This is a genomic window from Methylobacterium sp. CM6257 (genome assembly GCF_054611515.1).
This window is the reverse complement of record NZ_CM137735.1, coordinates 7,119,041-7,142,313: the sequence shown is the minus strand read 5'-3', so window position 1 is coordinate 7,142,313 and position 23,273 is coordinate 7,119,041. Positions and strand designations below refer to the sequence as shown.

35 protein-coding genes are annotated in these 23,273 nt (G+C 70.3%); 18 read left to right on the top strand and 17 right to left on the bottom strand.

The genetic code is table 11. The features are described from left to right. Window positions 1–2 precede the first annotated feature (2 nt). Window positions 3–929 (bottom strand): dihydrodipicolinate synthase family protein, encoded by a 927-nt coding sequence (locus tag ACYCO6_RS35020; protein WP_459768103.1) that lies wholly within the window; start codon window positions 927–929, stop codon window positions 3–5. A gap of 350 nt (window positions 930–1,279) precedes the next feature. On the opposite strand from ACYCO6_RS35020, the gene ACYCO6_RS35015 reads away from it, so the two are divergent. The 3 genes from ACYCO6_RS35015 to ACYCO6_RS35005 all read left to right on the top strand — a co-directional run bounded on the left by ACYCO6_RS35015 (window position 1,280) and on the right by ACYCO6_RS35005 (window position 3,694). Beyond that, window positions 1,280–2,056 (top strand): amino acid ABC transporter substrate-binding protein, encoded by a 777-nt coding sequence (locus ACYCO6_RS35015; protein ID WP_459768101.1) that lies wholly within the window; start codon window positions 1,280–1,282, stop codon window positions 2,054–2,056. A gap of 199 nt (window positions 2,057–2,255) precedes the next feature. Next, complete coding sequence (locus tag ACYCO6_RS35010; RefSeq protein WP_459768099.1) at window positions 2,256–2,936, top strand: amino acid ABC transporter permease; 681 nt, start codon at window positions 2,256–2,258, stop codon at window positions 2,934–2,936. Next, entirely contained in the window at window positions 2,933–3,694 is a 762-nt protein-coding gene (locus ACYCO6_RS35005; protein ID WP_459768097.1) for an amino acid ABC transporter ATP-binding protein, read from the top strand. The genes ACYCO6_RS35010 and ACYCO6_RS35005 overlap by 4 nt, the downstream gene beginning before the upstream one ends. A gap of 44 nt (window positions 3,695–3,738) precedes the next feature. Here the strand turns inward: ACYCO6_RS35005 and ACYCO6_RS35000 are convergent, their stop codons facing one another. From ACYCO6_RS35000 to ACYCO6_RS34990, 3 genes are all read right to left on the bottom strand, one after another. Then, a complete protein-coding gene (locus ACYCO6_RS35000; RefSeq protein WP_459768095.1) occupies window positions 3,739–3,900 on the bottom strand; it encodes a hypothetical protein in 162 nt (53 codons plus the stop codon). Further along, window positions 3,897–4,409 carry a DUF2243 domain-containing protein gene (locus ACYCO6_RS34995; protein ID WP_459768093.1) on the bottom strand — a complete coding sequence of 171 codons (513 nt, stop codon included), beginning with the start codon at window positions 4,407–4,409 and terminating at the stop codon, window positions 3,897–3,899. The genes ACYCO6_RS35000 and ACYCO6_RS34995 overlap by 4 nt, the downstream gene beginning before the upstream one ends. 89 nt (window positions 4,410–4,498) lie before the next feature. Continuing rightward, window positions 4,499–6,508, bottom strand: coding sequence for an OPT family oligopeptide transporter (locus ACYCO6_RS34990; protein WP_459773866.1), 2,010 nt, complete (start codon window positions 6,506–6,508; stop codon window positions 4,499–4,501). A gap of 233 nt (window positions 6,509–6,741) precedes the next feature. Between ACYCO6_RS34990 and ACYCO6_RS34985 the strand changes: the two genes are divergently transcribed. Next, window positions 6,742–7,185: a DMT family transporter gene (locus ACYCO6_RS34985; protein ID WP_459768091.1), complete on the top strand. Its 444-nt coding sequence runs from the start codon at window positions 6,742–6,744 to the stop codon at window positions 7,183–7,185. A gap of 46 nt (window positions 7,186–7,231) precedes the next feature. Next, window positions 7,232–7,675 carry a DMT family transporter gene (locus tag ACYCO6_RS34980; protein WP_459768089.1) on the top strand — a complete coding sequence of 148 codons (444 nt, stop codon included), beginning with the start codon at window positions 7,232–7,234 and terminating at the stop codon, window positions 7,673–7,675. 18 nt (window positions 7,676–7,693) lie between these two features. Here the strand turns inward: ACYCO6_RS34980 and ACYCO6_RS34975 are convergent, their stop codons facing one another. Then, window positions 7,694–8,422, bottom strand: coding sequence for an SDR family oxidoreductase (locus ACYCO6_RS34975; RefSeq protein ID WP_459768087.1), 729 nt, complete (start codon window positions 8,420–8,422; stop codon window positions 7,694–7,696). 248 nt (window positions 8,423–8,670) lie between these two features. Between ACYCO6_RS34975 and ACYCO6_RS34970 the strand changes: the two genes are divergently transcribed. Together ACYCO6_RS34970 and ACYCO6_RS34965 are read left to right on the top strand one after the other, a co-directional pair. Further along, window positions 8,671–9,840, top strand: coding sequence for a DUF305 domain-containing protein (locus ACYCO6_RS34970; protein ID WP_459768085.1), 1,170 nt, complete (start codon window positions 8,671–8,673; stop codon window positions 9,838–9,840). 86 nt (window positions 9,841–9,926) lie between these two features. Next, the gene (locus tag ACYCO6_RS34965; RefSeq protein ID WP_459768083.1) at window positions 9,927–10,151 is read left to right on the top strand and encodes a hypothetical protein; all 225 of its coding nucleotides are present in this window, start codon (window positions 9,927–9,929) and stop codon (window positions 10,149–10,151) included. A 9-nt stretch (window positions 10,152–10,160) separates the two neighbouring features. Here the strand turns inward: ACYCO6_RS34965 and egtD are convergent, their stop codons facing one another. Genes egtD through gntA form a run of 3 tightly spaced genes read right to left on the bottom strand, consistent with a single transcriptional unit; the run spans window position 10,161 to window position 12,797 of the window. Continuing rightward, on the bottom strand, window positions 10,161–11,084 hold the full coding sequence (gene egtD, locus ACYCO6_RS34960; protein ID WP_459768080.1) for an L-histidine N(alpha)-methyltransferase: 924 nt from the start codon (window positions 11,082–11,084) through the stop codon (window positions 10,161–10,163). After that, window positions 11,081–12,031: a methyltransferase gene (locus tag ACYCO6_RS34955; protein WP_459768078.1), complete on the bottom strand. Its 951-nt coding sequence runs from the start codon at window positions 12,029–12,031 to the stop codon at window positions 11,081–11,083. Before ACYCO6_RS34955 ends, egtD begins: the two co-directional genes overlap by 4 nt. 10 nt (window positions 12,032–12,041) lie before the next feature. Then, the gene (gene gntA, locus ACYCO6_RS34950) at window positions 12,042–12,797 is read right to left on the bottom strand and encodes a guanitoxin biosynthesis heme-dependent pre-guanitoxin N-hydroxylase GntA (RefSeq protein ID WP_459768076.1); all 756 of its coding nucleotides are present in this window, start codon (window positions 12,795–12,797) and stop codon (window positions 12,042–12,044) included. Window positions 12,798–13,182: 385 nt separating this feature from the next. Between gntA and ACYCO6_RS34945 the strand changes: the two genes are divergently transcribed. Both ACYCO6_RS34945 and ACYCO6_RS34940 read left to right on the top strand, forming a co-directional pair. Continuing rightward, a complete protein-coding gene (locus ACYCO6_RS34945; protein ID WP_459768074.1) occupies window positions 13,183–13,767 on the top strand; it encodes a YgjV family protein in 585 nt (194 codons plus the stop codon). 121 nt (window positions 13,768–13,888) lie between these two features. Then, a complete protein-coding gene (locus ACYCO6_RS34940; RefSeq protein WP_459768072.1) occupies window positions 13,889–14,629 on the top strand; it encodes a DUF4336 domain-containing protein in 741 nt (246 codons plus the stop codon). Window positions 14,630–14,653: 24 nt separating this feature from the next. Here ACYCO6_RS34940 and ACYCO6_RS34935 read toward each other — a convergent pair whose 3' ends face one another. After that, the gene (locus ACYCO6_RS34935) at window positions 14,654–14,947 is read right to left on the bottom strand and encodes a hypothetical protein (protein WP_459768070.1); all 294 of its coding nucleotides are present in this window, start codon (window positions 14,945–14,947) and stop codon (window positions 14,654–14,656) included. Between the two features lie 155 nt (window positions 14,948–15,102). Between ACYCO6_RS34935 and ACYCO6_RS34930 the strand changes: the two genes are divergently transcribed. Next, the gene (locus ACYCO6_RS34930; RefSeq protein ID WP_459768068.1) at window positions 15,103–16,278 is read left to right on the top strand and encodes a hypothetical protein; all 1,176 of its coding nucleotides are present in this window, start codon (window positions 15,103–15,105) and stop codon (window positions 16,276–16,278) included. Beyond that, window positions 16,251–16,568: a hypothetical protein gene (locus tag ACYCO6_RS34925; RefSeq protein WP_459768066.1), complete on the top strand. Its 318-nt coding sequence runs from the start codon at window positions 16,251–16,253 to the stop codon at window positions 16,566–16,568. Before ACYCO6_RS34930 ends, ACYCO6_RS34925 begins: the two co-directional genes overlap by 28 nt. 34 nt (window positions 16,569–16,602) lie before the next feature. Here the strand turns inward: ACYCO6_RS34925 and ACYCO6_RS34920 are convergent, their stop codons facing one another. From ACYCO6_RS34920 to ACYCO6_RS34905, 4 genes are all read right to left on the bottom strand, one after another. Beyond that, window positions 16,603–16,902: a hypothetical protein gene (locus ACYCO6_RS34920; protein ID WP_459773865.1), complete on the bottom strand. Its 300-nt coding sequence runs from the start codon at window positions 16,900–16,902 to the stop codon at window positions 16,603–16,605. A gap of 58 nt (window positions 16,903–16,960) precedes the next feature. Continuing rightward, window positions 16,961–17,221 carry a hypothetical protein gene (locus ACYCO6_RS34915; RefSeq protein WP_459768064.1) on the bottom strand — a complete coding sequence of 87 codons (261 nt, stop codon included), beginning with the start codon at window positions 17,219–17,221 and terminating at the stop codon, window positions 16,961–16,963. Window positions 17,222–17,309: 88 nt separating this feature from the next. After that, the gene (locus tag ACYCO6_RS34910; protein ID WP_459768062.1) at window positions 17,310–17,543 is read right to left on the bottom strand and encodes a hypothetical protein; all 234 of its coding nucleotides are present in this window, start codon (window positions 17,541–17,543) and stop codon (window positions 17,310–17,312) included. 15 nt (window positions 17,544–17,558) lie between these two features. After that, window positions 17,559–17,954 (bottom strand): hypothetical protein, encoded by a 396-nt coding sequence (locus ACYCO6_RS34905; RefSeq protein WP_459768060.1) that lies wholly within the window; start codon window positions 17,952–17,954, stop codon window positions 17,559–17,561. A 238-nt stretch (window positions 17,955–18,192) separates the two neighbouring features. Here ACYCO6_RS34905 and ACYCO6_RS34900 point away from each other — a divergent pair, with 238 nt between their 5' ends. Together ACYCO6_RS34900 and ACYCO6_RS34895 are read left to right on the top strand one after the other, a co-directional pair. Beyond that, window positions 18,193–18,456 carry a hypothetical protein gene (locus ACYCO6_RS34900; RefSeq protein ID WP_459768058.1) on the top strand — a complete coding sequence of 88 codons (264 nt, stop codon included), beginning with the start codon at window positions 18,193–18,195 and terminating at the stop codon, window positions 18,454–18,456. A gap of 249 nt (window positions 18,457–18,705) precedes the next feature. Beyond that, window positions 18,706–18,894, top strand: coding sequence for a hypothetical protein (locus tag ACYCO6_RS34895; protein WP_459768055.1), 189 nt, complete (start codon window positions 18,706–18,708; stop codon window positions 18,892–18,894). Window positions 18,895–18,912: 18 nt separating this feature from the next. Here the strand turns inward: ACYCO6_RS34895 and ACYCO6_RS34890 are convergent, their stop codons facing one another. After that, complete coding sequence (locus ACYCO6_RS34890) at window positions 18,913–19,158, bottom strand: hypothetical protein (protein WP_459768048.1); 246 nt, start codon at window positions 19,156–19,158, stop codon at window positions 18,913–18,915. A 120-nt stretch (window positions 19,159–19,278) separates the two neighbouring features. On the opposite strand from ACYCO6_RS34890, the gene ACYCO6_RS34885 reads away from it, so the two are divergent. Together ACYCO6_RS34885 and ACYCO6_RS34880 are read left to right on the top strand one after the other, a co-directional pair. Then, window positions 19,279–19,446 (top strand): hypothetical protein, encoded by a 168-nt coding sequence (locus tag ACYCO6_RS34885; protein ID WP_459768046.1) that lies wholly within the window; start codon window positions 19,279–19,281, stop codon window positions 19,444–19,446. Window positions 19,447–19,559: 113 nt separating this feature from the next. Next, window positions 19,560–19,793 carry a DUF2171 domain-containing protein gene (locus ACYCO6_RS34880; protein WP_459768044.1) on the top strand — a complete coding sequence of 78 codons (234 nt, stop codon included), beginning with the start codon at window positions 19,560–19,562 and terminating at the stop codon, window positions 19,791–19,793. Between the two features lie 19 nt (window positions 19,794–19,812). On the opposite strand, the gene ACYCO6_RS34875 is transcribed toward ACYCO6_RS34880, so the two are convergent. Both ACYCO6_RS34875 and ACYCO6_RS34870 read right to left on the bottom strand, forming a co-directional pair. Continuing rightward, window positions 19,813–20,142 carry a hypothetical protein gene (locus tag ACYCO6_RS34875; protein WP_459768042.1) on the bottom strand — a complete coding sequence of 110 codons (330 nt, stop codon included), beginning with the start codon at window positions 20,140–20,142 and terminating at the stop codon, window positions 19,813–19,815. Between the two features lie 77 nt (window positions 20,143–20,219). Next, the gene (locus ACYCO6_RS34870; RefSeq protein WP_459768040.1) at window positions 20,220–20,978 is read right to left on the bottom strand and encodes a CDP-diacylglycerol diphosphatase; all 759 of its coding nucleotides are present in this window, start codon (window positions 20,976–20,978) and stop codon (window positions 20,220–20,222) included. 96 nt (window positions 20,979–21,074) lie between these two features. Between ACYCO6_RS34870 and ACYCO6_RS34865 the strand changes: the two genes are divergently transcribed. The 3 genes from ACYCO6_RS34865 (at window position 21,075) to ACYCO6_RS34855 (ending at window position 22,922) form a co-directional block, all read left to right on the top strand. After that, entirely contained in the window at window positions 21,075–21,455 is a 381-nt protein-coding gene (locus ACYCO6_RS34865; protein ID WP_459768038.1) for a hypothetical protein, read from the top strand. A gap of 274 nt (window positions 21,456–21,729) precedes the next feature. After that, the gene (locus ACYCO6_RS34860) at window positions 21,730–22,032 is read left to right on the top strand and encodes a hypothetical protein (protein WP_459768036.1); all 303 of its coding nucleotides are present in this window, start codon (window positions 21,730–21,732) and stop codon (window positions 22,030–22,032) included. A gap of 341 nt (window positions 22,033–22,373) precedes the next feature. Beyond that, entirely contained in the window at window positions 22,374–22,922 is a 549-nt protein-coding gene (locus ACYCO6_RS34855) for a Ros/MucR family transcriptional regulator (RefSeq protein ID WP_459768034.1), read from the top strand. Between the two features lie 50 nt (window positions 22,923–22,972). Here the strand turns inward: ACYCO6_RS34855 and ACYCO6_RS34850 are convergent, their stop codons facing one another. Next, window positions 22,973–23,191: a hypothetical protein gene (locus tag ACYCO6_RS34850; RefSeq protein ID WP_459768032.1), complete on the bottom strand. Its 219-nt coding sequence runs from the start codon at window positions 23,189–23,191 to the stop codon at window positions 22,973–22,975. Between the last annotated feature and the right edge of the window lie 82 nt (window positions 23,192–23,273).

The window sequence follows — 23,273 nt, the reverse complement described above, 5'->3', positions numbered from 1 at the left end:
CGTCACCGCCCCCAGCGCAGCACCAGCGCGTCGTTCCGGCGGGCGAGCTCGATCAGGCCGGCGCGGGTCGCCGGATGAAGCGGCTGGATCGGCAGGCGCGCCGTCTCGTGGGCGATCACGCCGCCTTCGGCCATCAGTGCCTTGCAGGCCAGCAGCCCGCATTGCCGGTTCTCGTAGTTGATCAGCGGCAGCCAGCGCGCATAGGCGTCCATCGCCGCGTCCCGGCGGCCCGCCGCGTAGGCGTCGGTGACCTGCCGGATCCCGTCCGGATAGCCGCCGCCGGTCATCGCCCCCGTGGCGCCGGCATCGAGATCGGCCATCAGGGTGATCGCTTCCTCGCCATCCCAGGGGCCGACCACCGCATCGCCGCCGAGCGTGATCAGCTCGCGGAGCTTCGCCGCGGCGCCTGCGGTCTCGATCTTGAAATAGGCAACGTTCGCGATCTCGCGGGCCATGCGGGCGAGGAACGCGGCCGAGAGCGGGGTGCCCGCCACCGGCGCATCCTGGATCATGATCGGGATCGAGATCGCGTCCGAGATGGCGCGGAAGAAGTCGTAGATGCCCAGCTCCGGCACGCGGATCGTGGCGCCGTGATAGGGCGGCATGATCATCACCATGGCGGCCCCGGCGGCCTGAGCGCGGCGCGAGCGCTCGGCGCAGACCTGCGTGGCGAAGTGGGTCGTCGTCACGATCACCGGCACGCGGCCGGCCACATGCTCCAGCACGGCGTGCATGACGGCCTCGCGCTCGTCGTCGGTGAGGACGAACTGCTCCGAGAAGTTGGCCAGGATACACAGGCCCTGGCTGCCGGCGTCGATCATGAAGTCGATCGCCCGGCGCTGCCCGTCGAGATCGAGGGCGCCGGAGGCGTCGAACACCGTGGGGGCGACCGGGAAGACGCCCCGGTAGGGTTGAGCGGGCGAGGTCATGCGCGATCCTTCCGTCGAGCGGGCCGCACCCCGGCGCCTGACTCGGTCGGGGAATCGGGACCCGCCCCCATCTAGCACGAACCCGGCGCGCCGCTGTCGGGAAGCGGAGCGACCGGCGGGGACAATGCAGCCCGCGCGGGCGGCCGGTCGGCTGATGCGTCCCAGATGCCGATGGATGAAGAAGCCGCGCCCCGGAGTAAAGCGCCCCGACGGGGCAGAGATCCGCGCCTGTCGATCCTGCCCCTTGCCAGCACCACCCGACTCGATTCATTGACGCGATGCACGCGCGAAGCCGAGATCGACTTCATCGGCGGCGAGAGAACATTATCCTCGAGTCGGAGCAATTACGGATGCGACTTTTCTCGACGGGCGTGGCCGCAATGCTGGCCGTCTCGGCGCTTCTCCTGGGTGGCCCCGCGCAGGCCGACGACCTCGACGCGATCCGCGCCGCCAAGACCCTGCGCATCGGCACCGAGGGCACCTACGCGCCCTTCACGTTCCACGACGCCTCCGGGGCGCTCGTCGGCTTCGACGTGGAGATCGGCCGCAAGGTCGCCGAGACGCTCGGCGTCACCGCGCAATTCCTCGAAGGCAAGTGGGACGGCCTGATCGCGGGGCTCGATGCCAAGCGCTACGACGTGGTGATCAACCAGGTCGGCATCACCCAGGAGCGTCAGGCCAAGTTCGACTTCTCCGAGCCCTATATCCGCTCCCGGGCCGTGCTGATCACCCGCGCCGACCGGGCGGACATCAAGGCCTTCACCGACCTGAAGGGCAAGAAGGCGGCGCAGAGCCTGACCAGCAATTTCGCGCGCCTCGCCACAGAGGCCGGGGCCGAGCTCGTCGGCACGGACGGCTTCGACCAGTCGATCCAGCTGGTCGTCACCGGCCGGGCCGATGCCACGATCAACGACAGCCTGTCCTTTCTCGACTTCCACAAGCAGAAGCCGAACGCCCCCGTGAAGATCGTCGCCGAGAAGGCGGATGCCGAAGCGTCCGGCATCCTGCTGCGCAAGAATAATCCCGCGCTGAAGGCCGCGCTCGACAAGGCCCTGGCGGACATCAAGGCCGACGGCAGCTACGCGGCGATCGCGCAGAAGTACTTCGGCGCCGACGTCTCGCAGTAGACCGGCCGGAGAGTACCCCTCGCGGTGCCCTTCCTGTTCGCCTTCGGGCCGTTCGGGTCCGGGCGCGCCGCCGATGAGAGAGCGCATCGAGCCCCCTCTCCCGTGCGGGAGGGGGGACCCGCGCCACATCCGCCCCGGCGAAGGACGCGCCCGGACGCCGAAGCTGCATAGCCCGTACGCCCGAAAGGACACGCCGCCCGTGCCGCACTGGCTCGATCTCATGCTCCAGTCGCTCGGACCGCTGCTCGAAGCCGGCCTCCGCTTCACCGTGCCGCTGACGCTGATCGCCTTCGCGTTGGGCCTGGGGCTCGGGCTCGGGACAGCCCTCGCCCGCCTGTTCGCGCCCCGCCCGCTGGCGGCGCTGGCTTGGCTCTACGTGTGGATCTTCCGGGGCACCCCACTCCTCGTCCAGCTCTTCGTGATCTTCTACGGCCTGCCGAGCGCCGGGATCCTGATCGACGCCTTCCCGGCAGCGGTGATCGGGTTCACGCTCAATGTCGGCGCCTATACGTCCGAGATCGTGCGCGCCGCCATCGGCTCCATCCCGAAGGGCCAGTGGGAGGCGGCCTACGCGACCGGCATGACGCCGAGCCAAGCCATGCGCCGCACGATCCTGCCGCAGGCGGCGCGGGTCGCGGTGCCGCCGCTGGCGAATTCCTTCATCGCCCTCGTCAAGGACACCTCGCTGGCCGCGGCGATCACCGTGCCCGAACTGTTCCAGGCGGCCCAGCGCATCGTCGCCGTCACCTACGAGCCGCTGATCCTCTACATCGAGGCCGCGCTCATCTACCTCGTCCTGTCCTCGCTCCTGTCCTGGCTCCAGACGCTCCTGGAACGGCACCTCGGGCGCTATGGCGGCTACCTGGAGGCGCGCGCGTGATCGCCCTGTCGGCCATCGAGAAGCGGTTCGGGGCCAACGCGGTCCTGCGGGGCGTCGACCTCGGCGTCCCGGAAGGGCGCGTCACGGCGCTGATCGGCCCGTCAGGCTCGGGCAAGTCGACGCTCCTGCGCTGCGTGAACCTCCTGGAGGTTCCGCAGGCCGGGACGCTGACCCTCGGGGATATCCGCCTCACCTTCCGGCCGGGGGCGCCGCCGTCGCGGCGGGACGTGCTCGCGGTGCGACGCCAGACAGGCATGGTGTTCCAGACCTTCCAGCTCTTTCCCCACCGCACCGTGATCGAGAACGTCACGGAGGGGCTCATCACCGTCGGCAAGTGGCCGCCGCGGAAGGCGCGGGAGCGGGCGGTGGCGCTGCTGGAGCGCGTCGGCCTTGCCCACAAGGCGGCGGACTGGCCCGCCAACCTGTCGGGCGGCCAGCAGCAGCGCGTGGCAATCGCCCGGGCGCTGGCCCCTTCCCCGCGCCTGCTGCTCTGCGACGAGCCGACCTCGGCCCTCGACCCGGAACTCGCAGCCGAGGTGGTCGACGTTCTGGCCGGCCTCGCGGGCGAAGGCATGACCATGCTGATGGCGACGCACGACCTGCGCCTCGCCCGGCGCATCGCCGACACGGTGGTCTTCCTGGATGGTGGCACGGTGGTCGAGCAGGGCCCGCCCGCCGATCTGTTCGTCCAGCCGGCTGACCCGCGCACCCGCCGCTTCATCCGCACGCTCCTCGGCGCGGACGAGACGCAGATGTGAACGCGGAAGCCGCCTCGCGGGAGAGCCTGCCCCGGGGCGGCCGGTCACCACCCCCTGCAGCGCAGGCTCAGAAGGTCGTCGAGGGTCAGCGCGGTTCCGAAGAGCAGCGGCCGCCAGGCCGGCAGGGTGGCGAGGATCAGACCCACCAGCAAAGCGAGCCACGGCAGGGCCGGCCGGAGGCCGGGGCTGGCCTGTCCGGGCCTCACCGGCGTGCTCCCGCCCGCCGGGATTCCTGCTCCGTCTGGCCGACCTGCACGAGACCGAGGCCCGCGGCCAGCATGGCGCCGCCCCAGAGCAGGAAGCCGAGATCCCAGTAGAGCCACTGCGCTCGCGGCATCAGCTCGTTGACGTGGTGCACGCCGAGGACCTCATGGTCGACCACACCCTCGACGAGGTTGAACAGGCCCCAGCCGATCAGGAGCGACCCGGTCAGCAGCTTGTTGGACCAGTGGAGATGCGACCGGTGGGCGGTGCGCCAGAGGAGGAACAGCCCCAGGACGACGAAGACGTAGGTCGTGCTGTGGAAGATGCCGTCCCACAGGGTGTTCAACTCGAGGTTCGGGATCGAGTCGATCGGGTACCAGCTGCTCACCATGTGGTGCCATTGCAGGACCTGGTGCAGCACGATTCCGTCGAAGAACCCTCCCAGACCGAGTCCGAAGAGGATGCCGGCGCTCAAGGGGAAGACGCGGTCCCGGGTCTCAACCGCTCCCATTCCGCTCTCCCGGCTGCGGCATCCGGACGGTCCGACGGCGCGGGGCAGGATGGTTCATTCCGGCCGGTCCGGCACCAACGCATGTTGCATCAGGCGGCCGGCCGCGCCCGCGGCCCAGTCGGGTCCGTCGAGACCATCCGCAGGTAGACGGCGAGCCCGCCCAGGAAGACCGCGAGGCCGAGCCCCGTGGCGTAGGGTGCGAACCCCTCGCCCGCGATGGCGAGGGCCGAACTGTGCCCGGCGAGGAGATCGGTCCCGGCGAGCAGGACGCCGACGCAGCTTTCCCCGACCAGGAAACCGGAAGCTAGGAGGACGCCGCGGCGGCGCGCGGCCCCCACCACCTTGTCGGCCCTCGTGTCGCCCTTCCCGCGGCGCAGCCGGCGCTCGGCGATCCAGCCGAGCACGCCGCCGATGGCGATCGTCATCTCCACGGAGAGCGGCAGGTACATGCCGATCCCGACCGTGAGCGCCGGAAAGGTGAGATTGCGCCGTTTCAGCAAGGTCTCCGCGGCGACCAGCACCACGCCGAGCCCGGCGCCGATCAGCACCATGCTCCAGGGCAGTTCGCGATGAACGATGCCGTTCGCGATCTGCGTCATCAGGGCCGCCTGAGGCGCCGGCATGGCGCTTCCCGGATTCTGGCCGTCGTGCGAGGGCGCGCCCACGAAGCCGTAGGCCTCGTAGAGGAGCGACAGGAGCGGCGCGATCACCACGGCGCCCACCCCGACGCCGAGGATGAGGGCGACCTGCTGGTGCCAGGGCGTGGCACCGACGACCTGCCCGGTCTTCAGATCCTGCAGGTTGTCGTTGGCGATCGAGGACGTCGTGATGATGACCGCCGTGAGCAGCAGCGCCATGCCGGTGACGAACCGGTCGCCCTCCGGTCCGGCGGAATGCCCGAGCAGCAGGGGCAGGAGCAGCGCGGTCGCCATCGTGGTCAGGATGCCGATCCCCGAGATCGGGCTCGACGAGGATCCGAGCAGGCCCGCGAGGTAGCCGCAGGCGGCGGCCATCAGGAAGCCGAACAGGATCGTGAACAGGGTCGCCGCCACCGCGAGCACGATCATCAGGCCGCCGAGATCGGCCGGCTGCGCGAAGAATCCGAACAGGAGCGCCAGCGGCACGGCGAGCGCCAGCGTCGCGGCGGCCACCCAGGTGATCGGCAGGTCCCGCTCCTCGCGCGGATGGTCCTTTCCGAGACCGCCGCTGCCGGACAGGGCCGAGCGGATGCTCGCCAGGATCGGGCGCGCCAGCGATCCCACGGTCCAGAGGCCGCCCACCGCGATGATGCCGGCACCCATGAGGCGCACCTGACCGGACCAGACCGCCTCGGCGGCCTCACCGGCGGATTTGGCGGGGTCGGGCGACATCAGGGTGAGCACGGGCACCGCAATGCCCCAGGCGATCACGACACCGGTGAGGAGCGCCAGGCACGCGCCGATGCCCACGAGGTAGCCGACGCCGACCAGCGCCAGCGAGAAGCCGGTTCCGGTGCGGAACGCGGCCCCGCCGAGGCTGACCGCACCGTTGAGCCCGTCGCCCAGGATCCGCAGCCCGCTGGTGGCGAACCCGATCGTCCCGGCGGCCGCAGCGGCCCCGAGCAGGTCGCGCAGGCCGTGGCCACCCTCCTCCTCGTGGCCGGTCCTGAGCACCTCGGCGGCGGCCACGCCCTCCGGGTAGGGAAGGTCGCTGCCCGCGACGAGGGCCCGGCGGAGGGGGATCGAGAAGGCGACGCCGAGCAGGCCGCCCAGCATGCAGACGGCCGTGGTCTGCCAGAACGGGAAACCGTGCCAGTGCCCGACGAGCACAAGTCCGGGGAGCGCCAGGATGACGTTGCAGAGCGTGCCGGCGGCCGAGGCCTGCGTCTGCACGATGTTGTTCTCGAGGATGCCGGCCCCGCCCATCAGCCGGAACGCCCCCATCGAGATCATGGCGGCCGGGATCGAGGACGAGAACGTCATCCCGGTCTTCAACCCCATGTAGAGGTTGGCGGCCATGAAGACGACCGTGATCGCCGCGCCGAGCGCAATGCCGCGCAGCGTCAGCTCCACCTGACGGTCCTGCCCCGTCGTCCTGATCGTCGGGGTCTGGGCGTCCATCATCAACTCGGGCTGTCGGTTGCAAACCGCGCGAACGGCCAAACCTTTCCCGTCCCGGTTGCCGGAAACGTCAGCCAACCCGGCAGGCTGCGGCCTGGGTCGATCTGTCCCGGCAGCATCTCGCCGATGTGATGCAGTCATCCGGGATGCCGGTGGGTTTCGCAGCAGACCATCGCGGCCGTGTCCGCCCGGTGCGCCCGCCTCTCCCCACTCCGGGACAACCAAGACAGCCCATGTGGTATCTCTACGGCATCGCCCTCTTGGCCGGCGTCGCCAACGCCATTGAGCCGGGCCAGAACGCCACGCTGGCGAAGGTCACGGGCCAGCCGATGCTGGCCGGCCTCTTCTGCTTCGCCCTGTCGATCGTCTGTTTCCTCGGCGCGGTGATCGTCGTCCGACTCCGCGGCCAGTCCGGTGCCGGCGCCACGTCGAGCGTCCCGTGGTGGGCCTGGCCCGGCGGCGTTCTGGGGGCCGCGGTCGTGCTGGCGCAGCTCTATGTCTCGGAACAGGTCGGCGCCGCGCCGTTCCTCGGCTGTGTCATCACGGCGGGCGTGATCGGCTCGATTCTCCTCGACCATTACGGCCTCGTCGGATTCGAGCGCCATCGCGCCGGCCGCGGGCGCGTCCTCGGCGGCGTCCTGATGGTCGCGGGCGTCGCCCTCGTGGCGGTGTTCTGACGACCCGGCTGACGATCCGAATGTCCCGCTCCCTCAGGATTCAAGCATGCTCTTCCTCTACGGCTTCGCCCTGCTCGCGGGCGTCGCGACCGCGATCGAACCGGGCCAGAACGCGGGTCTCGCCAAGTCCCTCGCGCGGCCGCTCCTGGCTGGCGTCGTGAGTCTCGTGGTCAGCATCGCCACGATCGCCGTGGCGATGCTGGTGACGGGCCAGTTCGGGTTGCCGGGTGTGGACCGCCTCGCGCAGGTCCCCTGGTGGGCCTGGCTCGGCGGCCTGATGAGCGCCGGCCTGACGATGGCGCAGCTCTACATTTCCAAGGCCATCGGCGCCGCCACCTTCCTCGGGCTGATCGTCACGGCGGGCGTGGTCACGTCGATCCTGCTCGACCATTTCGGCCTGGTCGGCTTCAAGGAACACCCGGCGAGCCTGTGGCGCCTCCTCGGCGGCGCCCTGATGATCGGCGGCGTCGGGCTCGTCGCCCGGTTCTGAGACCCGGCCCCGCGCGGGTCAGATCGTCCAGCCGCCGTCGATCACGACGGCCTGGCCGGTCGTGTAGGTCGCGCCTGCCAGATAGACGGCGAGATCGGCGATCTCCTCGGGCGTGCCGAGCCGTCCGATCGGCTGCCGGGCCACGAAGGCGGCGCGGGTCTGTTCGTAGTCGCCCTGCGCGCGGATCCGCTCCTGCAGCGACGGGCTCTCCACCGTGCCGGGGCAGATCGCGTTGCAGCGGATGTTCTGGCCGACGTAGTCGGCGGCGACCGACTTGGTCAGGCCGATCACCGCCGCCTTGGTGAGGCCGTAGGCGAAGCGGTTCGGCACGCCCTTCACCGAGGAGGCGACGGAGGCCATGTTGACGATGGCGCCGTCGCGGCGTTCCAGCATGCCGGGGAGCACGGCCCGGATCGTGCGGATCATCGCCTTGACGTTGAGGTCGATGGCGAAGTCGAGATCGGTCTCGCGCATCTCCAGGATGGTACCGCCATGGACCACCCCGGCGCAGTTGAACAGCACATCGACCGGCCCGATCCGCTCGACGAGCGCCGTGACGGCGCCATCGTCGAGCACGTCGAGAACCGCGGTGCTGAGCGTGTCGGCGCGAAGTTCGCCGAGCGCGGCCGCGTTGATGTCGGTGGCGTGGACCCGCGCCCCGGCCCGGGCGAAGGCGAGCGCGCTCGCACGCCCGATCCCCTGCGCCGCCGCCGTGACAAGGACGGTCTTTCCGGAGAGATCAGCCACCTCTTAACTCCCAGCAGGACGGGTCGGACGCGCAGACGTCTCTCCCGGACGGATCGTGTCGCGCCCCACGGTGCGACGGCAGCCCCTTGTAGGTCCCGACCCGACCGCGCTCCAGCCCGATCACCCTGTGCCCGCGGCGGGCCACCGATCTCCGGCGGGTGTGCGCGGCGGGACGATCTCCAACATAGGCTGTCGCCGGGACGGCCCCGGCCCTCTATGGCAGTCCCGATCGCGAGGCGGGGCAGCGTGTGAACGGGATCGTGGGGCGTTTCTGGTCGAGCGAGACCGGGATCAACTGGCGCGCCGCAGCCTTGCTCGGCCTGTTCAGCAGCACGTTCTCCACCCTCGTCAGCCAGTTCACGGCCGCCCGCATCGGCCGCGACGCGGTCGTCGACTGGATGGTGGTCGCCGCGATCCCGTTGCGCGATCCGGCCTTGCAGGTGGAACCGTCCTGGCCGGCGATCCTGACCGGCATCCTGTTCCACCAATGGGCGGATTTCTCCTGGGCGGTGGTGTTCTTCGGCCTGCTCGGGCGCTGGACGGCCCGCCTTGGCCCCTGGACGATCCTGCTCATCGCGCCGTTCTGGGCGCTCTTCACCTCCGCGACGGAGTGGCTGCTCCTGGTGCCGCTCCTGCCCTTCTGGCAGCCGATCTTCCCGCTGGAGCAGCCCTACTGGATCGGCTTCCTGGTCCACGTCACCTCGGCCTCGCTCTACCCGCTGTTCCCGTATCTGCGGGACGCGGTGGCGGGGCGGCACTCCTCGCCCCATCGTCGGTTCGCGGCCGGCTGGAGCGGCTGCGCCGTCCTGGGCATGGCCACCCTCGGGGTGCTGGCCTTCCTCGGCTGGCAGGGCCGGGAGCTGCCCTGGACGGGGCAGGATGCGGCCTACGACCAGGGCTACATGCGGCGCATGATGGCCCACCACGCCCAGGGGATCGAACTTGCGAAGCTCGGCGCGGAGCGCGCGCAGGACGGCGACCTCCGGGCCGTCGCGCGCCTGATCGCCGCCGCGCAGGTCGGTGAGAACAAGGTCTTCGACCAGTGGTGGCGGAGCTGGTTCGGCGACGCGTCGCAGATTTGCGCGCCGGACGACCGGGAAACCATGCCGGGCATGCTGCAGCCCGAGCAGATCGATGTCCTGCGCGGGATGAGCGGGCCGGCCTTCGACGCGCGGTTTGTGGCGCTCATGACCTTCCACCATGCCGGCGCGATCGAGATGGCCGACGACGCGATGGGCCGGGCGGACGACCTCCGCTTGCGGATCATGGCGCAGGGGATCCGGCACGAGCAGCGGGGGGAGATCGCCCTGATGCACGGGGTCGCGGGCCTCGATGCGGTGCGCGTGGCGCTGGGCGATCTCGTCCTGCCGGCCGGCCGCGCGGCCCCCGAACAGGCGGCGGGCGATCAGCCGGAGTGACGACGCGGCGGCGCGGGATCCACGGCAGCCGATCCCGCGTTTTCCTCCCCGATCACCGATCTCGCACCGGTCCTGGGAGGGTCGCCGTGGGTCTCGCCGCTTTCGTGTTCTTCGTCGTTCCGTGGATGGCCGTCGCCGTCTGGCTGTTCATGCGGCCGGAGAGCGTCCGTCTGGGTGCCGCGGCGACACCGTGGCGGCCGCTCACCGACTATCCGCCTCCGCGGCGGGACCAGCAGCGTGCGCCGGAGACGCAGTCCCTTGCGTCGGGCGCGGCCCATGACGGCAAGCACATGCCTTACCAGGCCGGGTAAAGCCGCGGATCAGGCTTCGGCCTGCAGCAGGTGCAGGTTGAAGCTGCCGCCCTCCGCCTGCCAGAGCGCGCGCGGCTGCCAGCCGCTCGCGGCAGCCAGGGCGCGGAACACGTCCGCCGTATACTTGTGCGAGGTGTCGGTGCGGACGCTTTCAGAGGCGGCGAACGCGATGCTGCGGTCGCCCAGGCGGTAGGTGGCGGGCCGGATCGCCACCAGATGCGCCTCGACGCGGAAGGGTTCAGACAGCAGCCGGACCGTGTGCCGGAAATTCTCGGGGTCGAAATCGGCGCCGCATTCGCGGTTGAGGCGCGTCAGGATGTTGCGGTGGAAGGCGGCCATCAGCCCGTCGGCGCCCGCATAGGCACGCTCCAGGCGCTGGGGATCGGTCGTACCGTCCGCGCCCACCAGGAACAGGCTCGGACCCAGCGTGGCACGCGCGCGCTCAAGAAACAGGCCGGCCTCGCGCGGATCGAAATTGCCGATGCTGGTGCCCGGGTAGAAGCCCAGGGTGCCGCCGGGCCCCGCGGTGACCGGCAGCTGCACCGGCTTCGAGTAATCGGCGCAGACCGGGACCATGGGAATGTGCGCATAATCCGCCGCGAGCCGCCGGATCGCCGCCTTGAGATAGTCTCCCGAGATGTCGATAGCCACGTAGGCCGCCGGGCTGGGCAGCACATCGAGGAGCGTGCGGATCTTGCGGCTCGCGCCGCTGCCGAACTCGACGACGGTCGTGCCAGGCGCGACCGCGCGGGCCACCTCGGCTGCCGCCCGGGGCAGGAGCGCCATCTCCTGCGCGGTCGGATAGTAGTCGGCGCTGTGGCAGATCCTGTCGAACAGGTCGGAGCCGGTCTCGTCCCAGAGGTACTTGCCCGGCAGCGTCTTCGGCTCGGCCATCAGGCCCGCCAGGGCATCCCGGAGAAACGCCTCGCTCATGGACGTGTCGCCGTGAGCACGACCAGGGCGAGCCGTTCGACGTCGTCGTAGGCCGCGGTCGCCAGTTCCTCGCCATACTCGTCCGGGTCGAACTCCCGGTAGGTCCAGTCCAGGCCGGCGCGGTCGCAGGCCTCGGCCACCGCCTCGCGGAACGGATCCTGCCCCTCGACGATGGCCGCGCCGGTGAACAGGACGAGGCTGCCGCCCGGGGCGAGGCGCTCGACCGCCTGCTCCACCACGGCCAGCGACAGACCCGCCCCGAGGGGGCCGCCGCCGTGCCGATAAGCGCGCTCCGCGGTGTCGATCATGAAGGGCGGGTTCGACACGATGAGATCGAATTGACCCTCGACGTCGCGCAGCATGTCGCTGCGGCGGACCTCGACGCCGTCCGTCCCGGCGAGCCGGGCGTTGACGCGCGCCGCCCGCATGGCGGCCGGATTGATGTCGACCAGCACGACCTCCGCGCCCGGGGCCCGCTTGGCGACGCAGATCCCGGCCGCCCCGGAGCCGCAGCCGATATCGACGGCCCGGCGCACGGGATTGGCCCGGTGGTCGAGATGATCGATCACCGCAGAGACGAAGCGCATCGTGTCGGGCCCGAAGAACACCGCCTCCGCGGCGCTCGGCGGATAGGAGGAGTGGGCGAACAGCTCGCCGTCGAGGCTGGAGAACCGGATCGTCGGCCGCAGGAGCGCGCCGTCCTCAGCCACAGCGCCCGCCTCCCGCATCAGGTGCAGGATCGGCCCGGGCAGCAGGTCGGCCCGGAACGGGCGGCTCCACCCGAACACGTCGCGCAGGCTCTTCGCTTCGGCGTTCCGCGGCCGGGCATTGACGTGGGCGTGGGTGGCCGGAGTCACCGTGGTGAAGCTGTACCCGGTGTCGCGCACGGCGCGCGCGAGGGCCAGCACGGCGTTCTCGTCCTGGGGGAACGGATTGGATCGCGTCATCGGCCGGTCCTCAGCTGTCCATCTGGGACGCCACGAAGGCGCCGGATGAGAGATCCTCGGCCACCTGCTGGGCATCCCAGGGCGCCACCGCCGCTCCGCGCCGGAACGGGCAGGCCCAGTCATCCGGCACCACGCGCCCGCTGAATTGCCGGGCCGCCGAGAGCTCGCCATGCTGGGCGAGCATCGGGTTGATCGAGCCGGTCCAGGCGGCGTCGCGGTCGACGATCGACGTGCGCAGGCGCTCGTAGCGGCCCTCCGCGCGCAGCCGCTCGAACTGGTCGTGCAGGTTGAACACCAGGGCCGGCGTCTCGAAGCGCCGGGCGCGGCGGCTCGCCCCCGGATGCAGCCCGACCACGAAGAAGCCCTCGCCGCCGAGGCTCAGCGAGAAATGCGGATCTTCCGGATCCGACGCGACCCGCGGGTCGTAGTTCTGGCCGAGGCACTGATCCTTGTCGGAGAGCGACTGGACCCGCTCCCACAGCGCCGCCTCGAAAGCCTCCTCCGAAAGGGAACGCGGTCCCTCGAACAGCACCACGAAGCTCTGGAACAGGTTCGGCTGCGCCCGGTAGCGGCAGATGAAGGCCAGGAGGGCCGGATAGATGCGGGTATCGTCCCAGCCCGACGTGATGTCGCGGGCGACCATCATCTTCATCTGGCCGCGTGAGAGGGCGGATTTGGCGCCCACGCATGGGAACGGCGCATGCTGAATGAAGTCCCGGAAGCGCTCGGCAACGGGATGACGGTCGTCATTCGTGGGAAGCTGCATGGGAGAGGTGAATCACGCCGCCACTGTCAGGCACGATCGCACACACCACCGGCCGAGACGCCGAGGTGTCGTCCTGAGTTGAAGTCCCGGGGAAACCGGACAGCACGGGCAATGTTCCCCCGAGATTGGCCAGGATCCTGCGATTGATCTATGTTAATACGCCAACTCTTCAACGCACATGCTGTAAATACTTTCCTGGGATCCGTATGATTCGATACGGAATCGCGTTCGCGGCCCGGTATTCGGCTTCGGTCCAGAGCTGCGGCACGGGTCCCACCCTCGCATCGTCGTGATCGCGCGTCGGCGCAACGTTAACCAACTGATTACCATGGAAACCTAGCGCAACCGGCGGGAACGGCGCCCCCGCGCCGGCTGGGCGCTGACGATGAACGCCGTCGATTATCTATATTCCTGGCACACTGCGGCCACGATGCACCTCGATCTCTTTGGATCGCTGGGCCTGACCCTGGGCTTTATTGCTGGCCTCATGCCGCGGCGGGACCGGATCCTTCTGGCATCGGCAGCCTGTGCGGCCTGCTTCGGCGCGCATTACTGGATGCTCGGGGCGCTCACCGGCACGGCGATGTGCGCCATCTCGGTGGCGCAGAGCCTCGTGTCCCTACATTGCCTCGGCACGCCGGGCCGGAGCGGCTGGGTTCCGCCCCTGTTCGCGGCGAGCACCCTCGCGGCGGCCTGCCTGACCGCCGGCACCTGGACCGGCTGGCCGTCGGCCTGCGCGGCCTTCGGGACGCTCCTCGCCACGGCGGCGCGCCTGCACGAGGCTCCGCAGACCATGCGCCTGCTCTTCCTCGGCGCCTCCTCGAGCTGGGCGGGCCACAACCTCCTGGTCGGTTCGGTCTTCGGCCTCACCTGCGACGTGCTGACGATCCTGGGGCTGATGATCGCGCTGCTGCGCGCTGTCCAGACCCGCCCGGTCGAGTCTGCGGCGCCGGATTGCGTGCGCGCCTGAGGTACGGGACGACGAGAGCCGCCTGCGTCGATCCATCCGGGATATCTGGCCCTGGCACGCGGTTCCCCGTTCTGCGGGTCGTGGCGCCGGAAGGGCCCCGGAAGGTGGGAGGTTGTGGTTCTTGCGTGAGGCGACCTATCCCCCACTCGACGTCCTCAAGCCCGTGGCCGACGGCATCTGGATCGTGGATAGCGGCCCGCTCCGGGCCCTCGGCATTCCCCTCCCCGTCCGGATGACCGTCATCCGGCTGCGCGACGGCTCACTCTGGCTGCACTCGCCGACGCGCTACGACGCGCGCCTGCACGAGGACATCGCGGCTCTGGGGCCGATCCGCCATCTGGTCGCGCCGAACATCGCACACTGGACCTTCCTGAAGGACTGGCAGACCCACTGCCCGCAGGCGCTGACCTGGGCAGCCCCGAACCTGCGTCAGCGCGGGCAGGTCCGTCGCTCCGGCCTGCGGATCGACCGCGTGCTCGACGACGCGGCGCCCCCTGAATGGGCGGCGGACCTACGCCAAGTCGTCGTCCCGGGCGGCTTCTCCTTCCGGGAGGTCGCGTTCTTCCACGGGGCGAGCCGGACGCTGATCCTGACCGACCTCGTCCTGAACCTGGAGCCGGCGAAGATGCCGGCGCTCGTGCGCCCGTTCCTGCGCCTCGCCCGCATGACCGCGCCGCACGGCGAACCGCCCCCGTACCTGCGCCTCGTGATCAAGCTGCGTCGACGGGCGGCCGCGCGGGCCGCGGCGGAGCTCGTCGCGCTGAAACCCGAGCGGGTCATCTTCGCGCACGGGCTCTGGTTCGCCCGGGACGGCGCCGCACGCCTGCGGCATTCCCTGCGCTGGCTCGGCACGCTCACCTGATCGCCGGCCCGTCCCGGCCCGCGCTCACGGGCCGGCGGTCAACTGGCGCGTGATCCAGGTCCGCGCCACACCGAGATCCGCGAAGAGGGGCGGCGCGAGGAGGTCGATCGGGCCGAAGCCTGCTTCGAGAAACCATTTCCCGGCGTCGTCGCCGTGCTGGCCGGAAAGGCGGACCAGGATCGCGACCAGGAAACCGTCCGCGAAGACAAGCTGACTCTCAGCATCGTCGCTGTTCGTCGCGACCTGCACGGGCTGCAGGCTCAGGATCATCCGGCGATTGCTTTCCAGCGGGAGATCTTCGGAGGAGAAATCCGCCACCGCACGCGGTCGCGACCGGGGACGCGCTTCGCCCGCACCCATCTGTTCAATCAGCCCGTCATGCCGAAGTTCCTGGCCGGGCCCAGCGCGGAACAGGGTCGGAGCCGCCCGGTTGGCCGCACATGGATCGGCGGCTGCGCGGGACGGGATCGGCCATGGATGACCGGAATGTGGCCCGGGGGCTGGCCTGGTTCGGGATCGGCCTCGGTCTCGCCGAGACTTTCGCGCCGCGGCGCGTCGCCGAGGCGACCGGACTGGAGGGCCACGAAAGAACCATCCAGCTCTATGGGCTACGCGAGATCGCCTCCGGCGTGGCGATCCTGGCCGCCGACGAACACGAGCGGCACCTCGGCCTGCGCGTGGCGGGCGACCTCCTCGACGGCGGATTGCTGGCGGCGCGCGCCATACCGTCCAACCCGAGGCGGGGCCGCACCCTCGCGGCGGCGCTCGCGGTGGCGCCGGTGATCATCCTGGACACGGCCTACTGGCTGAAGGCCCGGGACCGCCGCCAGCGCATCCCCCGCAGCCCGGCCGACCTCTGCTACGTGCGCTACCGGGCCGATGTCGAGACGATCGCGCCGGACGAGGACACGGTGATCGATCAGATCCTCGCCTCGCAGCAGCGGCTGCACGGCCGCAACCTGGAAACCTTCGGCCGGCCGGTGCGCGCCTCGCACGGCAGGATGCACGGTGCGGCCGTCGGCGAGCTCGAAGTGCTGCCGAACCTGCCGCCCTGGCTCCGGCAGGGGCTGTTCGCGGAGCCGGGCCGCTACCCCGTGGTGGCGCGGCTGGCCAACGTTCCCGGCGAGGTCGCGCCCGACGCCGTCGCCACCCAGCGCGGCTTCTCCTTCGAGGTGATCGGCGTTCCGGGCATGATGCTCCCCGAGCACGCGGGCGAGCTGACGCAGGATTTCGTGCTCGACAGCGGGCCCCGCTTCGCGGCCGGGACCGCCCGACAGTCCTGGCCGAACAGGTCGCGCTGGAGCACGGCCCGCAGATCCCGGACGGCGTCAAGGCGGCGGTCTCGTCGGTCGCGCGGGCCGGAAACGCGGCGCTCGACTCCGTCGGCGCCGGCAGCGCCCTGCTCGACTTCTTCGGACACCCCCGGGTGCATCCCCTGGCGGAGGCCTATTTCTCGCAGGCGCCCCTCCGCTTCGGCGACTCCATCGCCAAGCTCGCCGTCGTCCCGGTCGGTCCCGCCCAGAGGATGCTCGCGGACGCGACGGTCGACACGGCCCGCGACCCGGACGCCCTGCGCACGGCCACGGTGGGCTATCTGCGGGACCACGACGCGGAATTCGACGTGCGCGTACAGCTCTGCACCGACCTGAACCGGATGCCGGTGGAGGATGCCAGCGTCGCCTGGCCCGAGGACGAGAGCCCCTACCAGACGGTGGCCCGCCTCCGCTTCCCCCGGCAGGATGCGTTCTGCCCCGGGCGGCGCGCCTATGTGGACGAGGCGCTGTCCTTCTGCGTCTCGCACAGCCTCGCGGCGCACCGGCCGCTGGGCTCCGTCAACCGGGCCCGGCTCCGGGCCTATCCCGAGATGGCCCGCCTCCGGCGCGAGGCGGGCGGCCAGCCCGTCCGGGAGCCGCGCTCGATCGCCGAGGTCCCCGCCTGACCTGGGCGCCGCCCCGCCGGACCGGGTCGCGGGTTCAAGTGCCGGACGCGGCCATGCCCACCGCGCCGTCGGCCCGGTCGAGCGCGCTGATGCGGGGGCCGCGCAGGCCCGGGTTCTGCTGCTCCAGGGCGTCCAGCACGGCGTTGGCCGCGTCGATGATCGCCCCGGGTGAGCCCCCCGGGATCTCCGGCCGGATCGCCTCGACGAGGCGGGCGAGCATCGTCTGCTCGATCTGCGGGTGGTTCGTCCCCAAGGCCTGGCGCCAATAGGCGACGTGGACGTTCTCGGCGATCGTGCGGGCCGTCCGATCGACGGCCGGCGTGTCCTGCTCCATCACGCACCTGCTCGGTTTTGGGGTCTCTGGGACAAGGATGGCTCTCGCCGCCGCGCCTTCAAGGCTCACCGGCCTCCGCCGGATCGGCCCCGTCGATCGATTTGGCGAGCTCCGTCAGCACCTCCTCAACCATCGGCGGCCAGGGTGCGTTCTCCTCGTCCAACAGACGCGCGGCACTGACGAGGGCGGCGATCTGCGCCTCGTAGATCGGCCGCCCGACGAGTTGCGCATAGCGCACCCGGGCGGCGAGCGCCGTCGCGAGGCGCTGGACCTCTGCCATCTTCGCGTTCGGCGCGCTCGAACCGTCGCCGTAGCCCATCCGTCCATCCCCTTCGGATCCTCACGGACCCTCATAGGCCATGGACTTTGTGCCGTCAGGGGGCGCGGCGGAACGCCGTCCGGTCGAGTCACCAGGCCTGAAGGATCTGACCGCCGACCAGGGTAACGATGATCGCGACGAGCAAAGCCGTGGCGATGTCCCGGAGCGGACCGGCGATCCATCCGGGCGCCGTCATGGCAGCCGGAGGGTCGGGATATCGGATCAGCCTGCCCGACACGAAGCGCGTCAGGCACTCCGGCAGGGCCCGCTCACCCGGCGCACACCCCGGCCGGTTCCGCTCCCCTGCCCGGCGCGTCCGCATGACCGCTCCCCCTCCTCAGGCGTTCTCGACGTGGCGGGCGGTGGCGTCCGCGAAGCCCTTCCGCTTCGCGGCCCTGGGGTGGACGAAATCCGCGAGGGGCTTGCAGGCGGGGAGGTTCAGCGTGTCGCCCGTCCGATCCTCGTCCTGGAGCGCGAGAGCGGGCCTCTGCGGGGCCTCCGTGTCGGGTGAGCCTTCAGCAGCGCAGGGTCCGGCCACGTCGTCCGGCAGATCGACCCGATGGCCGACCAGGTAGGCTTCGAGGTCGATGAGGCGGTGGCGGAGCCGCCAGATGTCGTTCTCGACGCCGTTGAGCTGGACCAGCAGGTCGGAGATGGTCCCCTCGCGCGCCGCAATGGCCGACAGGACGGTGGCCCGCTCGTTCAGCAGAACGGCCTTGACGGTCGGGTTCATCGCGCAGTCCTCCAGTCGTCACACGGTCAAGGTTCGGGCTTTTAGCCACAACAACAGTTGTCAAAATTGCTTAGCGCGTACCCCTGAAGGCGAACGGACGGCGCCGAGGGCAAAAAATCGGAGTTCCTTCGCGGTGACCGCTCAACCGGGCCGCCGCGATCCTGCACGCCGGGAACTTCGGGCGCGCGGGTGCGTCGGTTTGCTGCATACGGACGCAGACAGGTGCAGGAAGATTCAGATGCGCAGATCCAAGACACTCGCGATGGCGACGATCCTGGCCCTGGCCGCCATCCCCGCCCGGGCGGAACCCGTGAGCCAGACGGGAACCGGAGGCGGTCCCGCCACCGCCGCGAAGGCCCCGCACACGACCGCCACCGGTCAGACGGTGCCGAATCCGGGTGCGCTCGGTCCCAACGAGACCGGCAGCATCGAGCGGCGCAACGCCACCGAGGAGCGCAACGACGCGATCACCCGGGGCATCTGCATCGGCTGCACGCGCTAGGGTCTCCCACGGCCGCGCCGGCATGCTGCCCGGATGCCGGCCCATGACCTCAGGACAGCTTGGCTCGCCAAGCAGGACCGCGCATGCGATCGGTCCCGCCGGCTTCCCTGCGACTGCGTTCCGGCGCGGGGCTGTGATAGGATTGATAGCCGCTCATGGCCGGGGTGCCATGCTGTTTCTGGGCTTGAAGAGGCACGCGCCTTCGCCCAAATCAGCAGCCCCAAACTTACCACAGACAGGAGTTGAAGAGTGGCGAACGCGGCTGTCGAACAGGCGACAGAGAAGACCTACTTCGGCCTTACACTTTCACAGCATGCAGAGCGTATCAGGAAGCTGGCGGCGGAACGCGGCCTGACCGGCGACGCCTTCGAGCGCGTGACCGCGAAGGCCGTCGAGATGATCCCGACCATTCGCCTGAACGACGGGGCCCAGCGGTAACGCCGGACCCGGGTCAACTCACCGCGTGGCCCGCAGGCTCTTGATGATGCGGCTGGCGACCTTGCGCACGGCCGCATCGTCCCGCGCCTCGCCCTCGACCTTGTCCCATAGATGGGAAAGGCTGACCTCAAGCTCATCGAGAAGTTCCGGGTGACGCCGAGCCAGGAACCGGATCGTCCCGAAGAGCAGGTGCTCGGTCGCGATTTCGCGGCGGCGCGCCTCGACAACCGGGTCCGGATGCGGCGTGGGGGTCTGGTCGGTCATGGAAGCCTAACTTCTCGCACGAAGGGCGGTTCGGAAGAGCCGACACGGTGCGACGCCGCGGAGGCCCAGCACAGGAACAGTGTCCTCCGCTCTCGGTTGCCTTTGAAAAGGGAGGTATCCATGAGCGACACAGATCCTGGCAAACCCGGCGACGAAGCCCCTCCTGGCACGCCCGGAACCGGCGAGAACCTCTGTCGGGCCTGCGGCGGCACGGGCAGGATCGACGACAAGACCTGCCCTGAATGTCAGGGATCGGGCAAGGTGACGACCGGAATCGGCGGCGCCTGACGCGTTACCAACCTGGTTCTCAAACCCCTCAACCGATCGATCCGCGTCGCGCGGCCGTCACCCGGAACGCCACCGGACCGGGCCGGTTGTCGCCGCGAACAGGGAGGATCACGATGGTCGATGTCGCGCAGATCCAAGAGCATGCCGAGGTGGTCGGCTCGGACGGGGCCCATGTCGGCACGGTCGACCATGTCGACAAGGGCGAGATCAAGCTGACGAAGAGCGACGCCGCCGCAGGCGGCCTGCACCACTACATTCCCCTCGACTTCGTGCAGTCCGTAACGGGCGGCAAGGTCCACCTTGATCGGCCGGCCGAGGAGGTGAAGCGCGAGTGGTCGACCTCCTGACCGGGAGGCTGCGGCGCGCTCAGCGCCGCAAGCCGCCGAACCAGGCGGTCAGCGGCTCCACGAAGGCGGCCCATGTCCGCGACCAGACCGTACCGGGCCGGGGATCCTCGGCGCGGCTCGCGGCCATCAGGGCCGCCACGAGCGCGTCCTCGCGGGGCTTGCACTCGTCCAGAGCGTTGCGTTCGTCACCGGCGCGGCTCTGGCCCGCGGGCTGATGCGCGGAGGCCTCGCGCAGGCAGCGGTGCCACGCCAGCTCCAGCGCGCGGGGATCGGCCGGAGCGGCCGCCGGCGCCGCGGCCGCCGCGAGGGCGGGCAGGAGGAGCATCGCGGACAGGCTGAGCACCGGCATGCGCATGGCCTGCGATATGCCCGATTCGCGAGCCGGCCGGATAGAACGGATCGGCAACAGTGCGGCGCGTCCGGCGCTCAGCTGTTCCGACGCGCATGGGCCGCCCGGCAGCTGTGATCCATCAGATCTTCCGCGCTGGCATCAGGGGCCCGGTAGGCCAGGACGATCATGCCGCTGCGCGGGTCGGCAGGGTCGGCGTCGACCGCGGCGAAACTCGCATCGTGCAGCTTGCCCCCCCAGCCCGGTACGCGTGCCAGGGCCGCGAACGGGTTGAAATCGGCCACCGCATCCGCTGGGACGCGAAGGGCCAGAAAGCGCTCCTCTTCCAGCGCCACGGGGAACGACGCCCAGGCTTGCCCGACCGCGTCCCCGTGCGCCTTCAGGGCCGCCATCACGCTCGTCCGCATGCAGTCGAGGTGGATGTGCAGCTGGTCCTGGCTGCGGCCGCCCACCGAATTCACCTCCAGGCCGACCGCCTCCACCGGCAGCCGGCCCTGCAGCGCGTCCGACACGTAGTGCCGCGCCGCCAGCGCCGCGCGCCAGTAGGCGGCACCGCGGGGCCCCTGCAGGACCGGCGCCTCGATTCCCGTAACGCTGTCGGTGGGCATCACGACCGTGTGGGTCGGCTGGCCTGGCGCGCGCAGGACCGCCGTGCCCGGACGCTCACCGTCGCCGAGGTCGACGGCAAGACAGGGAAAGCTCCGTCCCGCAGCCTTCTTGGCGAGCACGCAGCCCTGCAGCGCGACCCAGAGCACGTCCCGCACCGGATTGGCCGCGATGGCAACGGGAACCGACGTGAACGCGAGGAGGGTCGCGACGGCCAGCATACGGCGCATGATCAGGTTTTCCGGTCCTTGGCCGCCGTTATGCTAGGGGCAACGGCGGGCGGTCACTGGAGGCCCGAGCCGTCGGCGCGACGTTACGAGGCTTTGATGCTTATATCGGACAGGCAATGGCTTGGCTTGGTGCGGCTCGCGGCCTGGATCCTGCTCGCGCTCATCGTCGCCGTCACCCTCGTGCCGATCGGGCTCAGACCCGTGGTGACGGCCGATCCCAGCATCGAGCGGATCGCGGCCTACGCGACGGCCGGGCTGCTCATGATGGTGGGCTATCCACGGCACTGGTTCTGGATCCTGATCGGCATTGTCCTCCTGGCGGGCGGACTGGAGGCGGCACAGACCCTGACCAGCACGCGCCACGGCCGCTTCGACGACTTTCTCGTGAAGGGGGGCGCCGCACTGGCGGGCGCGGTTGCCGGTCTCGGACTCGCGTCGCTCATGGGACGACGCCTGAACGCCTGGGCGGGCGGATGATCCCGGCCGGGAGCGGGCCGCGCCGCCAACGAAGGCGCCGCCGGGCTGCGGGGCCGGACACTGCATCGGCTGAAGACAGCCGCTCCGCCAGGCAGCCGAAGGACGTCGCACATCACAGGCCTCCACCACGGAGGCAGGACGTCACGGGCCTGTAAACGGACGATGTCTGCGGATCCGGCGCCGTTCGGTGCCGCCGGCAGATCTCCGGGCATCCCCGGAAACCGCTTAGCTTCCCGGACGTTTTCCGCCATGGGGCTCTCACGCGAGGTGCTGCATGTTCGGCGCGGCCAAGCTTACGGGACGGTTCTGGTTTCGCAAGACGTGGACGGGCAAGCTGGTTCTGCTCGTCGAGGAAGAGAAGCCGCGGTGGTTCAGCCGCAGCGGGCTGACCAAGCTCCGCTGGCGTGATGCCAGCCTCCTCGATCTCGCGGAGGCGCCGATGCGCACGCTGATGACCCTGGAGCGGACCTACCGGGCCGAGTACGGGTCCGGTCCCGCGCGGGTGCTTCAGGCGGTCGTCCCATCCGGCAAGAGGGGCGCCATCCCGACGCCGATCGGGAACACTGCAAGCGCCTGAGCGGCGGCACGGAAGAAGGGCGCGGGCCGAGCATTGAGGGGCATGGCTCGGCCCGCCTGCCGTTCGGCTTCGTACCCCCAGAAGCCGGAGCGACGTCTTCAGAGACCATGGCATGGTTAACGAAGTTTGAACGGGCCCGGCGCGTCGGTGCCCCGCCGCCGCCCCGAGCCGGGGCTCTGTAACTCAAGTTGTCCAGCAGCAGCACCGCCATTGATCTATGTTGGTGCTTGTCGGCTCAGGCGGTAGATAACAGCGATAATCAGTTATCTTCACGCAGATAAGGCCTTGACTGCCGACAAGAGACACCACGTTCATGGTGCACTCCCACGTGAGAGGCGCCAATGGAAGACAGCACTTCAGTCCCACACCAAGACCAGATCGATTACGTCGAGCTGACCGCCGACATCGTCTCGGCTTACGTGGCCAACAACTCCGTTCCGGTTCCCGATCTGCCGACGCTTCTGTCGGGCGTCCATGCTGCGCTGACCGGCCTCGGCCAGACCACCGCTGCCGCCGAGCCGGAATTCAAGAAGGCGACGCCGGCCCAGATCAAGAAATCGATCACGCCGGACGCGCTGATCAGCTTCATCGACGGCAAGCCGTACAAGACGCTGAAGCGGCACCTCACCGGCAACGGCATGACCATCGAGCAGTACCGGCAGCGCTACGGCCTTCCGCCCGACTATCCGACGACCGCCTCCAACTACTCGGCAATGCGGGCCGAGTTCGCCCGCAATGCCGGACTCGGGCACAAGCGCCGGGGCCCGGCCGCGAAGCGCGCCGAATCCGCCGAGACCGTCGCGGCGGCCCCCGAGGCGGGCGGTCGCAGCGGCGGCGGCACGAAGTCGGCCAAGGGCCGCAAGAGCCGGAAGGCCGACGCCGAGGCGTAAGCGCTTCGGCCCGGCGGTCACTGGACAGCCCCGGGCCGGAGCGCCGCCGGTCAGTGCTTCTCCTCGGCCGGACTGTGCGCCTGTGGCCTGTGGCCCTCCTGGCCGGCATTGTTGTGCGTGTGGTGGTCCCGGCTCTCCTGCTGGGACTGGCTGCGCGGTTCGCGCGGCGGGCTTTTGCGGATCCTGTCGCCACCGCCCGCCGGCACGTTCGGCCTCTCCGTATGCTCGATCGTCCGGATCTCGAGGTCGTGGGTCTTGTCGCCTGCCATCGATGCCTCTCGGGTTCGCGATGCCCGCCGTCGCGCTGCGGCGGATGCCCGGCGAACCGCGGGGCCTGATGGCGTTCCCGGG

Coding starts and splice junctions, on each gene's coding strand:
- ACYCO6_RS35020 (WP_459768103.1), bottom strand. CDS start 929: ATGACCTCGCCCGCTCAACCCTACCGGGGCGTCTTCCCGGTCGCCCCC.
- ACYCO6_RS35015 (WP_459768101.1), top strand. CDS start 1,280: ATGCGACTTTTCTCGACGGGCGTGGCCGCAATGCTGGCCGTCTCGGCG.
- ACYCO6_RS34995 (WP_459768093.1), bottom strand. CDS start 4,409: ATGGGAGCGGTTGAGACCCGGGACCGCGTCTTCCCCTTGAGCGCCGGC.
- ACYCO6_RS34990 (WP_459773866.1), bottom strand. CDS start 6,508: ATGGACGCCCAGACCCCGACGATCAGGACGACGGGGCAGGACCGTCAG.
- ACYCO6_RS34985 (WP_459768091.1), top strand. CDS start 6,742: ATGTGGTATCTCTACGGCATCGCCCTCTTGGCCGGCGTCGCCAACGCC.
- ACYCO6_RS34980 (WP_459768089.1), top strand. CDS start 7,232: ATGCTCTTCCTCTACGGCTTCGCCCTGCTCGCGGGCGTCGCGACCGCG.
- egtD (WP_459768080.1), bottom strand. CDS start 11,084: ATGAGCGAGGCGTTTCTCCGGGATGCCCTGGCGGGCCTGATGGCCGAG.
- ACYCO6_RS34955 (WP_459768078.1), bottom strand. CDS start 12,031: ATGACGCGATCCAATCCGTTCCCCCAGGACGAGAACGCCGTGCTGGCC.
- gntA (WP_459768076.1), bottom strand. CDS start 12,797: ATGCAGCTTCCCACGAATGACGACCGTCATCCCGTTGCCGAGCGCTTC.
- ACYCO6_RS34945 (WP_459768074.1), top strand. CDS start 13,183: ATGAACGCCGTCGATTATCTATATTCCTGGCACACTGCGGCCACGATG.
- ACYCO6_RS34930 (WP_459768068.1), top strand. CDS start 15,103: ATGGATGACCGGAATGTGGCCCGGGGGCTGGCCTGGTTCGGGATCGGC.
- ACYCO6_RS34920 (WP_459773865.1), bottom strand. CDS start 16,902: ATGGAGCAGGACACGCCGGCCGTCGATCGGACGGCCCGCACGATCGCC.
- ACYCO6_RS34915 (WP_459768064.1), bottom strand. CDS start 17,221: ATGGGCTACGGCGACGGTTCGAGCGCGCCGAACGCGAAGATGGCAGAG.
- ACYCO6_RS34910 (WP_459768062.1), bottom strand. CDS start 17,543: ATGCGGACGCGCCGGGCAGGGGAGCGGAACCGGCCGGGGTGTGCGCCG.
- ACYCO6_RS34905 (WP_459768060.1), bottom strand. CDS start 17,954: ATGAACCCGACCGTCAAGGCCGTTCTGCTGAACGAGCGGGCCACCGTC.
- ACYCO6_RS34900 (WP_459768058.1), top strand. CDS start 18,193: ATGCGCAGATCCAAGACACTCGCGATGGCGACGATCCTGGCCCTGGCC.
- ACYCO6_RS34890 (WP_459768048.1), bottom strand. CDS start 19,158: ATGACCGACCAGACCCCCACGCCGCATCCGGACCCGGTTGTCGAGGCG.
- ACYCO6_RS34885 (WP_459768046.1), top strand. CDS start 19,279: ATGAGCGACACAGATCCTGGCAAACCCGGCGACGAAGCCCCTCCTGGC.
- ACYCO6_RS34880 (WP_459768044.1), top strand. CDS start 19,560: ATGGTCGATGTCGCGCAGATCCAAGAGCATGCCGAGGTGGTCGGCTCG.
- ACYCO6_RS34875 (WP_459768042.1), bottom strand. CDS start 20,142: ATGCCGGTGCTCAGCCTGTCCGCGATGCTCCTCCTGCCCGCCCTCGCG.
- ACYCO6_RS34870 (WP_459768040.1), bottom strand. CDS start 20,978: ATGCGCCGTATGCTGGCCGTCGCGACCCTCCTCGCGTTCACGTCGGTT.
- ACYCO6_RS34865 (WP_459768038.1), top strand. CDS start 21,075: ATGCTTATATCGGACAGGCAATGGCTTGGCTTGGTGCGGCTCGCGGCC.
- ACYCO6_RS34860 (WP_459768036.1), top strand. CDS start 21,730: ATGTTCGGCGCGGCCAAGCTTACGGGACGGTTCTGGTTTCGCAAGACG.
- ACYCO6_RS34855 (WP_459768034.1), top strand. CDS start 22,374: ATGGAAGACAGCACTTCAGTCCCACACCAAGACCAGATCGATTACGTC.
- ACYCO6_RS34850 (WP_459768032.1), bottom strand. CDS start 23,191: ATGGCAGGCGACAAGACCCACGACCTCGAGATCCGGACGATCGAGCAT.